Origin of the sequence: Anabaena sp. UHCC 0253, from assembly GCF_009712085.1 — a bacterium.
Lineage (GTDB): Bacteria > Cyanobacteriota > Cyanobacteriia > Cyanobacteriales > Nostocaceae > Dolichospermum.
Genome location: NZ_VILD01000004.1, coordinates 396,595 through 409,945 on the forward strand (window position 1 = coordinate 396,595; position 13,351 = coordinate 409,945).

Sequence of the window (13,351 nt, forward strand, 5' to 3'; positions counted from 1 at the left end):
AGAGTAGGAGAAAAATCATATCACGTTTTTACAAAATTTTAGTTTTTAGCTTACTTAGTAATGGCAATTACTCCTCTACTCTGAGTCTAACGGAATCAGCATGGGAAGGTAAACCCTCTGTAGTTGCTAATATGTCAATGGCAGATGCTACTTTTTGCAGTGCAGTTTGTGAGTATTGGATAATACTTGAGTGTTTTAAAAACGTTTCTACCCCCAAAGCCGAAGCATAACGGGCTGCACCGGAGGTCGGTAGGGTATGATTGGGACCAGCTAAATAGTCTCCTACTGCTTCTGGTGTGGAACTACCCAGGAAGATTGCCCCTGCATGGCGAATATGGTTAATTAAAGCCCAAGGATCGGCAACTTCTAATTCTAAGTGTTCTGGTGCAAACTCGTTGGAAAGTTCTGCTGCTGCTTCTAGGGATTCCACCACCACGATTAAACCATAATGGGCGATCGCCTTTTCCGTATCTATCCGTCGAGGGTGATCTACCAATTGTCTTTCCACCGCCATTTGCACTTTTTTGGCCAATCCAGCATCCGTTGTCAGTAAAATTGCTGCGGCCATGGGGTCATGTTCTGCTTGGGCTAACAAGTCAGCCGCCACATACACAGGATTGGCTGTTCCATCAGCAATTACTAATACTTCGCTAGGTCCGGCTAAAGAATCAATTCCTACAGTTCCATAAACTAATTTTTTGGCCAAGGTGACATAAATATTACCAGGTCCTGTAATGACATTGACTTTAGGAATTGTTTCTGTACCATAGGCTAAAGCAGCGATCGCTTGAGCGCCACCAATTCGGTAAATTTCCTGGACTCCCGCTTCTTGGGCAGCTACCAAAACCGCAGGATTAACCATTTTTCCGCCTCTAGCAGGTGTCACCATCACCACACGGGGGACACCTGCCACTTTCGCCGGAATGGCGTTCATTAACACTGTACTGGGATAACAAGCCCGACCACCTGGTATATATAAGCCGGCTCTGTCTACAGGGGTGTAGCGTTTGCCCAATACTACTTCATCATCGCCAAACTGTACCCAGCTTTTGGGAACTCGCTGACGGTGAAAAGTTTCTATTTTTTGGCAAGCTAGGCGAATAGACTGGAGCAAATCCTTAGATACCTGTTGGTATGCTGCATCTAGTTCTGATCCTGTCACCCTTAGCTCTTCTGCTTTGAGGGTTTGGTGATCAAATTCGGCTGTATAATGTAGTACAGCTTTGTCACCTTGGCGCTTCACCGCTTGCAACACTTCCCGCACTGTTGCTTCTTTGTGAAGTACCTGTTCGTCCTGGGTGCGTTCGCAGATTCGTTGAAGTTCTGCTCCAACGTCTGCCTGCTGAGTAATGATTCGCAGCATGGAGTAAAGACAATGCCAAATTTTACAATATCTTAGACAAGAACCAGTTGGGCTTTTTACCTGCTAGGGTATGAAGCTGAATATGGTTCTCTTCTCTAGCTTAACCTGGATTTTTTTTGATACTACTTTATAAAAGTCCTAAAGCTTAGAAATTTTATACCCTCTGTCCCTGAATTGCTGGGGATTGCATCTTATTTTTGGTCTGATACTCCATTTTAATCTATTTTTTCTCACCCAGACATCAGCTATTACGTCTAAAATAAAAAAATTTTTTTCAGAAATTATAACATCAGCAAGAATAATGCTATATTTATTAAACCTAGTAGTGTGTGTACATAATTAATAGTCTTTTTTGGAATTACTGTGGCGAATACAAAATCTGCTCTTAAACGCGCCCAAATCGCAGAACGTAATAGACTGCGTAATAAAGCATATAAATCAGCCGTTAAGACGCTGATGAAGAAATACTTTAGTTCTGTAGAAGCTTATGCTGCTAATCCGACAACAGAACTCAAGCAGGAAGTGGAAGTAAGAATGTCCGAGGCTTACAGCAAAATTGATAAAGCTGTGAAAAAAGGCGTGCTTCACTCCAACAATGGAGCAAGGAAGAAGTCAAGATTGGCTCAAAAACAGAAAACAATCACGGCTTAGTCAATAGTCAGTGGTTTGTTTACTAATCTGTAAAACTGTTAATTTGCCTATTTTCTGAAAGTAAAAGTATTGTGCAGTGGGCATCTTGCCCGCCTGACAATGCAAATTAAAAGTTTATTAGTTAAATAACCACTGGCAATGGATAACTAACAAGCTATGCAACTGATAGATACCCACGTACACATTAACTTTGATGTTTTTCAGCCAGATTTAGCAGCAGTCCGATCTCGATGGCAAGAGGCAGGAGTAGTACGATTAGTACACTCATGTGTTCACCCGCAAGAATTTGCGAGTATCAGCCAAATAGCAGAGCAGTTTCCTGAACTTAGCTTTGCTGTAGGGCTGCATCCCCTAGATGCTGATAAATGGGATCACTCCTGTGCCGCACAAATCAGGTCTTTGGCCAGTTCTCATTCCCAAGTTGTCGCAATTGGGGAAATGGGGTTGGATTTTTACAAAGCCGATAACTACGAGCATCAGCAAGAAGTGTTTGCATCACAATTAGCGATCGCTTGTGAACTCAATTTACCAGTGATCATCCATTGTCGTGATGCTGCACCGGCAGTCAGAGATGTATTGCAAAAATGGCGAGAAAATCAGGGGGAAAGGTTACGGGGTGTCATGCACTGTTGGGGAGGGACACCAGAAGAAACCCAATGGTTTCTAGATTTAGGTTTCTACATCAGCTTTAGCGGAACAGTGACATTCAAGAATGCTCAAACTATCCAAGCTTCAGCGGCAATGGTCAATAGCGATCGCTTGCTTATAGAAACAGATTGTCCCTTTTTATCACCCGTTCCTAAACGTGGTGAAAAACGCAATGAACCCTCCTATGTTCGTTATGTAGCGGAGCAACTAGCAAAACTACGAGGAGAAACATTAGAGGAAATTGCCCAGAAAACCACCCAAAATGCTTGTAAATTATTTGGTCTAGCATTATAGATGACAATCAAGTTCCTCATATTAGTGCTGATTTAATCAAGAGTAGACCTTTGGAGGATAAAAATGTGCTAAAATTATTCCCTCCAAAACATTTAGGTTAAGCCATAATGGTAAAGGAAGGATAATAACTCCTAAAACTCAATTTGTGCTGTTATCAACCTGATATTGGCCAGCTTGAGAATTTGTGGTTTTAGCCTGAGGATGAATTTAATCCTCATGCTCATTGAGCAGCTAAATCTAAAATCCAAAATTGTCTGTCCATCCACTTAAATCTCTACAAACGGATGCTCTCAATAAATAACAAACTGTGGCAACCTTGGTTGACTGAAAATTTTGAAAACAGCAATCCTTTGGTATATCAAACCTATAGAAAATCGTTAAAAGTAATTGTCTTATCCAGACAATCATAGCAATAACAAATCCATAATGCCATGGCTAACGCCACACTGCGCTATTCCATCCGAATCTCGCTGCAATCCTCAGTTTTGGAATCTCACAGCCAGGATGAAGTATTAGACATGAAGTGTGAAGTATGAAGAAGTGTGAAGTAAAAAAACTGTGAGCAAATAGCCAAACAGTATATAGCCTTCATCATCCACAATTCATATTTTAGCATGAAGCCTCAAGGCAAACTCCACCAACAGCGGACAGAAAGTTTAACCAGGTTGATAAAGGTAAAGGCATGAATAACGACGACAAATACATGGAATCCGCCTTTCTGTTACCCGACTTGATTGAAATCCAGCGTTCTAGTTTTCGCTGGTTTCTAGAAGAAGGGCTAATAGAAGAACTCAACTCCTTTAGTCCAATTACAGACTACACAGGTAAACTAGAACTGCACTTTTTAGGTAATAACTACAAACTCAAAGAACCTAAATACAGTGTTGAAGAATCCAAACGGAGAGATAGCACTTATGCAGTGCAAATGTACGTTCCCACGCGTCTACTAAACAAAGAAACAGGAGACATTAAAGAACAAGAAGTATTCATTGGCGATCTGCCCTTGATGACAGATAGAGGCACATTTATTATCAATGGAGCCGAGCGCGTCATTGTCAATCAGATAGTGCGATCGCCTGGAGTTTACTACAAATCAGAAATTGATAAAAACGGACGACGTACCTATTCAGCCAGCTTAATTCCTAACCGGGGTGCATGGCTCAAATTTGAAACAGATCGTAATGACCTTGTTTGGGTACGGATTGATAAAACCCGCAAACTATCAGCCCAGGTATTGCTGAAAGCTCTAGGATTATCAGACAACGAAATCTTTGATGCTCTCCGTCATCCAGAATACTTCCAGAAAACCATTGAAAAAGAAGGGCAATTTTCCGAAGAAGAAGCCCTAATGGAATTATACCGGAAACTGCGTCCAGGTGAACCACCCACCGTACTAGGTGGACAACAGCTTTTAGACTCACGTTTCTTCGACCCCAAACGCTATGATTTAGGTCGAGTTGGTCGTTATAAGCTCAACAAAAAACTCCGTCTTTCCGTCCCCGACACTATGCGCGTCCTCACAGCAGGGGACATTCTAGCCGCTATTGATTATCTAATTAACCTAGAATATGACATCGGTAGTATTGATGACATTGACCACCTCGGAAATCGCCGAGTCAGAAGCGTTGGTGAATTACTACAAAACCAAGTCAGAGTAGGTTTAAATCGGTTAGAAAGAATTATTCGCGAACGGATGACAGTATCCGATGCTGAAGTTCTCACCCCCGCATCTCTAGTCAATCCCAAACCCTTAGTAGCAGCCATCAAAGAATTCTTTGGTTCAAGCCAACTGAGTCAGTTTATGGATCAAACCAACCCCCTAGCAGAATTGACCCATAAACGTCGCCTCAGCGCCTTGGGACCGGGAGGTTTAACCAGAGAGAGAGCCGGTTTTGCAGTTCGAGATATTCACCCCAGCCACTACGGACGTATTTGCCCTATTGAAACACCAGAAGGACCAAACGCCGGATTGATTGGCTCATTGGCTACCCATGCCCGTGTTAACCTTTACGGCTTTTTAGAAACCCCCTTTAGACCAGTAGAAAACGGTAAAGTCCTATTTGACGTTCCCCCTGTCTACATGACAGCAGACGAAGAAGACGACCTCCGGACAGCTACAGGTGACGTTCCACTAGATGAAAACGGTTACATCAAAGGACCACAAGTTCCAGTCCGCTATCGCCAAGACTGGACTACTACTAGTCCCGAACAAGTGGATTATGTAGCAGTCTCCCCAGTGCAAATTGTCTCAGTTGCCACCAGCATGATTCCCTTCTTGGAACATGACGACGCTAACCGGGCGCTAATGGGTTCTAATATGCAGCGCCAAGCTGTCCCCCTCCTCAAACCAGAACGCCCTTTAGTGGGAACAGGTTTAGAAGCACAAGCCGCTAGAGACTCCGGAATGGTCATAGTTTCCCGGACACATGGCGATGTGGTTTATGTTGATGCTACAGAAATTCGTGTCCGCGTCAGTGGTCAGTTGTCCGCAGCCAGTGGCAGTCAAGTAATTGAGAAAGGTCAAGAAATTAGATACAACCTTTCCAAATACCAGCGTTCTAACCAAGACACCTGTTTAAACCAAAAACCACTAGTAAGAATTGGTGAAAAAGTTGTCGCCGGACAGGTATTGGCAGATGGTTCTTCTACCGAAGGTGGAGAACTGGCACTAGGACAAAACATCGTCGTCGCCTATATGCCCTGGGAAGGCTACAACTACGAAGATGCAATTCTAATTTCCGAGCGCCTAGTCCAGGATGATATCTATACTTCCATTCACATTGAAAAATATGAAATCGAAGCCAGACAGACAAAGCTAGGACCAGAGGAAATCACTAGAGAAATTCCTAACGTAGGGGAAGATTCCCTTCGTCAATTAGACGAACAAGGCATTATCCGCATTGGCGCATGGGTAGATGCTGGGGATATTTTGGTGGGTAAAGTTACTCCCAAAGGTGAGTCAGACCAACCCCCAGAAGAAAAACTCCTGAGAGCTATCTTTGGTGAAAAAGCCCGTGATGTCCGCGACAACTCCTTGCGAGTCCCCAATGGTGAAAAAGGTCGCGTTGTGGATGTGCGCCTATTCACCCGTGAACAAGGGGATGAACTCCCACCTGGTGCAAATATGGTGGTGCGGGTGTATGTTGCCCAAAAACGCAAAATCCAAGTCGGGGACAAAATGGCCGGGAGACATGGCAACAAAGGGATTATTTCTCGCATTCTCCCGGCGGAAGATATGCCCTATTTGGCTGATGGTTCACCGGTGGATATTGTCCTCAATCCCTTGGGTGTTCCCAGCCGGATGAATGTGGGTCAGGTGTTTGAATGTCTCCTTGGCTGGGCTGGACATAATCTCGGTGTCAGGTTCAAGATTACTCCTTTTGATGAAATGTATGGTGAGGAAACTTCCCGCCGCCTGGTACATGGCAAGCTCCAAGAAGCTAGGGACGAAACAGCTAAAGACTGGGTATATAATCCCGATGATGCGGGAAAAATCATGGTCTACGATGGTCGCACTGGTGAACCCTTTGACCGTCCTATTACTGTCGGTGTCGCCTATATGCTCAAACTGGTGCATTTGGTAGATGACAAAATTCACGCCCGTTCCACCGGACCATACTCTTTGGTAACTCAACAACCACTGGGCGGTAAAGCTCAACAAGGTGGACAAAGGTTTGGAGAAATGGAAGTTTGGGCGCTGGAGGCTTTCGGTGCTGCTTATACTCTGCAAGAATTGTTAACAGTCAAATCTGATGATATGCAAGGTAGAAATGAAGCCCTGAATGCCATTGTCAAAGGTAAGGCTATTCCCCGTCCCGGCACTCCAGAATCTTTCAAGGTGTTGATGCGCGAGTTGCAATCCTTGGGCTTGGATATTGCCGTCCATAAAGTAGAAACCCAAGCAGATGGTAGTTCTCTCGATGTGGAAGTAGACCTCATGGCGGACCAAGCCAACCGCCGGACACCACCCAGACCAACCTACGAATCCCTTTCCCGTGAATCTTTGGAAGAGGAAGAATAACAATTAACAATTGACAATTAACAATTGACAATGATCAGTTGTTAATTATCAATTATCAATTATCAATTATCAATTATCAATTATTATGAGATCCCCCCAAAATAATCAATTTGACTACGTAAAAATTGGCATAGCTTCACCAGAAAGGATTCGCCAGTGGGGTGAACGCACTTTACCTAATGGCCAGATGGTAGGTGAGGTGACAAAGCCAGAAACTATTAATTACCGGACTCTCAAACCGGAAATGGATGGTTTGTTTTGCGAGCGCATCTTTGGACCTGCTAAAGATTGGGAATGCCATTGTGGCAAATACAAACGAGTGCGCCATAGAGGTATTGTTTGCGAACGCTGTGGTGTGGAAGTTACCGAGTCTCGTGTCCGTCGTCACAGGATGGGTTTTATTAAACTAGCCGCTCCAGTTGCCCACGTTTGGTATCTCAAAGGGATTCCTAGCTATATTGCCATTCTCCTGGATATGCCCCTGCGGGATGTGGAACAAATTGTTTATTTCAATTCCTACTGTGTTTTAGCACCAGGAAATTATGAAACCCTCAGCTACAAGCAACTCCTCAGCGAAGACCAGTGGCTAGAAATTGAAGATGCTATCTACAGCGAAGATTCCCAACTGGTGGGGGTAGAAGTGGGCATTGGGGCTGAGGCACTGTTGCGACTGTTGGCTGATATCAATTTGGAACAAGAGGCGGAAACTCTGCGGGAAGATATTGGTAATGCCAAGGGACAAAAACGAGCGAAGTTAATTAAACGGCTGCGGGTGATTGATAACTTCATTGCCACTGGTTCGCAGCCAGAGTGGATGGTGATGGAAGTGATTCCTGTCATTCCTCCTGATTTGCGCCCTATGGTGCAGTTGGATGGGGGCAGATTTGCCACTAGCGATTTAAACGATTTGTACCGCCGGGTGATTAACCGCAACAATCGCCTCGCCAGACTCCAGGAAATCTTAGCACCAGAAATCATTGTCCGTAACGAAAAACGGATGCTGCAAGAAGCGGTGGATGCCCTGATTGACAATGGTCGTCGGGGTCGGACTGTGGTGGGGGCAAACAACCGCCCGCTCAAATCTTTGTCGGATATTATTGAGGGAAAACAAGGACGGTTCAGACAAAACCTGCTGGGGAAACGGGTGGACTATTCCGGGCGTTCGGTAATTGTGGTCGGTCCCAAGCTGAAAATCCACCAATGTGGACTGCCTAGAGAAATGGCTATTGAACTGTTTCAGCCCTTTGTGATTAACCGGTTGATTCGTTCTGGCATGGTGAACAATATCAAGGCGGCGAAGAAGTTGATTTCTCGCAATGACCCCAGTGTTTGGGATGTGTTGGAAGAGGTGATTGAGGGGCATCCGGTCATGTTAAACCGTGCGCCCACTCTACACCGTTTGGGAATTCAGGCTTTTGAGCCAATTTTGGTAGAAGGGAGAGCAATTCAACTCCATCCCCTGGTCTGTCCGGCTTTCAATGCTGACTTCGACGGTGACCAAATGGCGGTTCATGTGCCTTTGTCTTTGGAGAGTCAGGCGGAAGCGCGGTTGTTGATGTTGGCTTCTAATAATATTCTCTCACCAGCAACGGGTAAACCGATTGTCACCCCTAGCCAAGATATGGTCTTGGGGGCATATTACCTGACTGCGGAAAATCCCAATGCAACGAAGGGGGCTGGGGGCTATTTCTCATCTTTGGATGACGTGATTATGGCTTATGAGGCGAAGCAGGTTGATCTCCATGCCTATATCTATGTGCGATTTGATGGGGAAATTGACTCTGGTGAACCGGATACTGAGCCTTTGGAAGTCACCGAAGATAAGGATGATAAGGGCAAGCTGATTAGTCGGACGCTGAAGTATAAGTTCCGTCGTGTCCGGGAAGATGCCCAAGGCAATGTAATTTCTCAGTACATTTATACGACTCCTGGCAGAGCAATTTATAACAAGGCTATTCAGGAAGCGATAGAGGCGTAATTGGTCAGTGGTCATTGGTCAGTGGTCATTGGTCATTGGTCACTTGCCCTGAGCGAAGCCGAAGGGTTGGTCATTGGTTAGTGGCAAATTACAACTGACAACTGACAACCAACAACTGACAACGGGCGAAGCATTCGGGCGATTAATTATCGGTTTTTTCCTATGTTTGTCTTCCGAATGCTTCGCCCCTACTAAACAATCCTAAAAATTATTATGACTAAAGCAGTTTTTCGCAATCTTGTGGTTAATAAGGCTAAACTGAGAGATTTGATTTCTTGGTCATTTACTCACTATGGAACGGCGCGGACGGCGGTGATGGCGGATAAGCTCAAAGATTTGGGATTTCGTTATGCCACCAAAGCTGGGGTATCCATTAGCGTAGATGACTTGATGATTCCTCCTTCCAAAAAAGAACTCCTGGAAGCAGCCGAGACAGAGATATTGGCCACAGAAGAACGCTATCAACGGGGGGAAATTACCGAAGTTGAACGTTTCCAGAAGGTAATTGATACTTGGAACAGCACCTCAGAAGCTCTCAAAGATGAGGTGGTTGTCCACTTCAAAAAAACCAATCCCCTCAACTCCGTTTATATGATGGCGTTTTCCGGAGCGCGGGGAAATATTTCCCAAGTGCGGCAGTTGGTGGGAATGCGGGGACTAATGGCAGATCCCCAAGGGGAAATTATTGACTTGCCAATTAAGACCAACTTCCGGGAAGGATTGACCGTTACCGAATATATTATTTCTAGTTATGGGGCGCGCAAAGGACTGGTGGATACGGCATTGCGGACAGCAGACTCTGGTTATCTGACTCGCCGTTTAGTGGATGTGTCCCAGGATGTGATTGTCCGGGAATTTGACTGTGGCACTACTAGGGGTTTGAGCATCCGCGCCATGACCGAAGGTAGCAAAACCTTGATTAAACTCTCTACCCGGTTGATGGGGAGAGTGGTGGGAGAAGATGTGCTGCATCCCCAAACCAAAGCGATGATTGCCCCTCGGAATACACCCATAGACGATGATTTAGCGATCGCTATTCAAAAAGCCGGTGTCAAGGAAGTGATTGTCCGCAGTCCTTTGACCTGTGAAGCCGCGCGTTCAGTCTGTCAGCATTGCTATGGTTGGAGTTTGGCTCATGCCAAAATGGTGGATCTAGGGGAAGCAGTGGGGATTATTGCCGCGCAAAGTATTGGTGAACCAGGCACACAGCTAACCATGCGGACATTCCATACCGGGGGTGTGTTTACAGGCGAAGTTGCCCAACAGGTGCGATCGCAAGTTCCCGGAACTGTGAAAATTCCTCGCAAGCTGCAAACTCGTCCTTATCGTACCCGTCATGGTGAGGATGCGTTGTATGTGGAAGCCAACGGCACAATCATGATCGAGGGGGACAAGAAACATGGCGGTGCAAGTCAAGAAATAGCCGTTACCCAAGGTTCAACCCTATATATCCATGATGGTCAGCAGGTATTGGCAGAGCATTTGGTGGCAGAAGTAGCCTTGGGAGGCAGAACCACCAGAACCAATACAGAAAAAGCCGTCAAAGATGTGGCTTCTGACCTGGCTGGAGAGGTGAAATTTGCTGATGTGGTGGCTGAACAAAAGACCGATAGACAGGGCAACACCACCACCACAGCTTCCCGTGGGGGGCTGATTTGGATTCTGTCTGGGGATGTCTATAACTTGCCACCAGGGGCGGAATTGGTGGTGAAAAATGGTGATGGCATTGACACCAATGGGGTCTTGGCTCAAACCAAATTAACTACCATCCATGGGGGTGTGGTGCGGTTGCCGGAGGCCATACCAGGGAAGGCGACTAGGGAAATAGAAATTATTACGGCTTCGGTGATTTTGGATCAAGCCGCCATCACAGTCCACAGTTCCCAAGGTCGGAACAATTACCTAATTACCACTGCCAACAATCAAGAATTTAACCTCCGCGCCACACCAGGAACAAAGGTGCAGAATGGCCAGGTGGTAGCAGAATTGATTGATGACCACTACCGCACCACTACCGGGGGTTTGTTGAAATTTGCCGGGGTGGAAGTCCAGAAAAAAGGCAAGGCGAAATTGGGCTATGAGGTAGTGCAGGGGGGAACGCTGCTATGGATACCCGAAGAAACCCATGAGGTGAACAAAGATATTTCCCTGCTGTTGGTGGAAGATGGGCAGTTTGTGGAAGCAGGAACGGAAGTAGTCAAGGACATTTTCTGTCAGACTTCTGGGGTGGTGGAAGTTACCCAAAAGAACGACATTCTCCGGGAAGTGGTGGTCAAACCAGGGGAATTGCTGATGGTGGATGATCCAGAAGCTGCCATGGTTCATGACAATACTTTCTTGCAAGCTGGGGAAGAGTTGCAAGGGACGGTGGCGACGGAGTTGCGCTATATCCAATATGTGGAAACACCAGAAGGTCCAGGGTTGTTGAGTCGTCCGGTGGTGGAGTTTGCTGTGCCAACTACTCCCGATGTCCCCGCTACCACTTCTATTAGTCAGCATACGGGGCGGTCTATTCAGTTGCGAGCAGTGCAGCGGATTCCTTACAAAGATTCCGAGCGGGTGAAGTCGGTGGAAGGGGTGGAACTGCTGCGGACACAGATAGTCTTGGAGATTGACCAAGAAGAGTCGGCTGAACACGGTGCTTCACCTCTGGCAGCGGACATTGAGTTGATTGCCGATGCCGAAAATGAGGAAATCCAGAGATTGCAGTTGGTGATTTTGGAATCCTTGGTAGTGCGGCGCGATATTACTGCTGATGCCACCCAAGGCAGTACCCAAACGACCTTGGAAGTGACCGACGGTGACACTATTGCCCCTGGTGCTGTGGTAGCACGGACGAGTATTTTGTGTAAGGAAGGGGGCGTTGTCCGCGGTGTGCAGAAGGGGACAGAAACTGTGCGTCGTTGTTTGGTATTGCGATCGCATGATTTAATGACTGTCAGCACTACTGTTGCCCCTAAAATCAAAACTGGGGACTTGGTAGTGGAAGGCAGTGAAATTGCCCCTGGTGTATTGGCCAGTGATTCCGGTCAAGTAGTGGAAGTAAAAGCAGGTGACAGGTTACAGGTTACAGGTGACAGTAGTTCTTCTTCGCTGTCACCTGTAACCTCTGGCCTGTCACCTTCTTACACCATTACCCTGAGAGTTGGTCGTCCTTACCGGGTGAGTCCGGGGGCGGTGTTGCAGGTGGAAGATGGGGATTTGGTGCAGCGCGGTGACAATCTGGTGTTGTTGGTGTTTGAACGGGCAAAAACTGGGGACATTATTCAAGGTTTACCCCGGATTGAAGAACTGTTGGAAGCCCGCAAACCCAAGGAAGCTTGTATTTTGGCACGGCGACCGGGGGAAGTGAAGGTTGTCTATGGTGATGGGGATGAGGTGACATCCATTACCCGTGAGGCTTACTCTATTAAGGTGGTGGAAAGCAACGGCACAGTCACAGACTATCCCCTTGGTCCTGGACAAAATTGATTGTTCCGGACGGGGCGCAGATTGTAGCTGGTCAACCTTTGACCGATGGACCATCCAACCCCCATGAAATCCTGGAGATATTCTTCAGCTTGGGTTCGGAAGATGGGGTTTATGCCTGTGCGAGTCATGCTTTGCAGAAGGTACAAACCTTTTTGGTGAATGAGGTGCAGATGGTGTACCAATCTCAAGGGATTGAGATTTCTGACAAGCACATTGAGGTGATTGTCCGGCAGATGACCAACAAGGTGCGGATTGATGATGGTGGTGACACAACCATGTTACCGGGTGAATTGGTGGAACTGCGCCAAGTGGAGCAGGTGAATGAAGCCATGTCTATTACTGGTGGAGCAAGGGCAGAATATACACCCATGCTGCTGGGGATTACCAAGGCATCGTTGAATACCGACAGCTTCATTTCGGCGGCTTCGTTCCAGGAGACGACTAGGGTCTTGACTGAGGCAGCTATTGAGGGGAAATCGGATTGGTTGCGGGGTTTGAAGGAAAACGTGATCATTGGCCGCTTGATTCCTGCGGGTACTGGCTACAATACCTATGAGGAAGCGGGGGCAATTGAGGACTACGTGACAGATATGGGTAGTGGGGTATTGGATGAGGGCGATGACCCCTTGGATATGGTGTTGGATGACCGCACAGCCAAGCTCTATAATTTGGATGCGCCGGGGGCTGGAGACGGTGGTTTTGGTAGCAAGCTAGGGGAGCGGCTGATTTTGGATGATGACGATGATCTGATTGCTGATGAGATTATTGATCTTGTGGAAGATGATGATGAATATGAGGAAGATGAGGAAGAGGAAGACGACGACGATGATTTTGATGATGAGTAAAATTTAGTTGTAAAAGGGGTAGGAAATAATCTTACCCCCTTCGCCAGTTCTAGTTTTCACTGAACTATGATTATGAGTTT

Annotated in this window: 7 protein-coding genes; 6 read left to right on the forward strand and 1 reads right to left on the reverse strand. The window is 46.4% G+C overall.

Translation table 11 applies throughout. From position 1 onward, the window contains the following. Positions 1–67: 67 nt before the first annotated feature. Positions 68–1,363, reverse strand: a complete 1,296-nt coding sequence (hisD, locus tag FJR38_RS13460; RefSeq protein WP_168497994.1) for a histidinol dehydrogenase — start codon at positions 1,361–1,363, stop codon at positions 68–70. 363 nt (positions 1,364–1,726) lie between these two features. On the opposite strand from hisD, the gene rpsT reads away from it, so the two are divergent. From rpsT to FJR38_RS29335, 6 genes are all read left to right on the forward strand, one after another. Further along, complete coding sequence (rpsT, locus tag FJR38_RS13465; protein WP_168497991.1) at positions 1,727–2,014, forward strand: 30S ribosomal protein S20; 288 nt, start codon at positions 1,727–1,729, stop codon at positions 2,012–2,014. 156 nt (positions 2,015–2,170) lie between these two features. Continuing rightward, entirely contained in the window at positions 2,171–2,956 is a 786-nt protein-coding gene (locus FJR38_RS13470) for a TatD family hydrolase (RefSeq protein ID WP_168497989.1), read from the forward strand. A gap of 682 nt (positions 2,957–3,638) precedes the next feature. After that, positions 3,639–6,977, forward strand: coding sequence for a DNA-directed RNA polymerase subunit beta (rpoB, locus tag FJR38_RS13475; protein WP_168497987.1), 3,339 nt, complete (start codon positions 3,639–3,641; stop codon positions 6,975–6,977). Between the two features lie 85 nt (positions 6,978–7,062). Then, positions 7,063–8,955: a DNA-directed RNA polymerase subunit gamma gene (locus tag FJR38_RS13480; protein ID WP_168497985.1), complete on the forward strand. Its 1,893-nt coding sequence runs from the start codon at positions 7,063–7,065 to the stop codon at positions 8,953–8,955. 213 nt (positions 8,956–9,168) lie between these two features. Then, positions 9,169–12,426 (forward strand): DNA-directed RNA polymerase subunit beta'', encoded by a 3,258-nt coding sequence (locus FJR38_RS13485; RefSeq protein WP_371418198.1) that lies wholly within the window; start codon positions 9,169–9,171, stop codon positions 12,424–12,426. Continuing rightward, positions 12,423–13,271: a hypothetical protein gene (locus tag FJR38_RS29335; protein WP_371418199.1), complete on the forward strand. Its 849-nt coding sequence runs from the start codon at positions 12,423–12,425 to the stop codon at positions 13,269–13,271. The genes FJR38_RS13485 and FJR38_RS29335 overlap by 4 nt, the downstream gene beginning before the upstream one ends. Positions 13,272–13,351 lie beyond the last annotated feature (80 nt).

Coding starts and splice junctions, on each gene's coding strand:
- FJR38_RS13485 (WP_371418198.1), top strand. CDS start 9,169: ATGACTAAAGCAGTTTTTCGCAATCTTGTGGTTAATAAGGCTAAACTG.
- hisD (WP_168497994.1), bottom strand. CDS start 1,363: ATGCTGCGAATCATTACTCAGCAGGCAGACGTTGGAGCAGAACTTCAA.
- FJR38_RS13480 (WP_168497985.1), top strand. CDS start 7,063: ATGAGATCCCCCCAAAATAATCAATTTGACTACGTAAAAATTGGCATA.
- FJR38_RS13470 (WP_168497989.1), top strand. CDS start 2,171: ATGCAACTGATAGATACCCACGTACACATTAACTTTGATGTTTTTCAG.
- rpoB (WP_168497987.1), top strand. CDS start 3,639: ATGAATAACGACGACAAATACATGGAATCCGCCTTTCTGTTACCCGAC.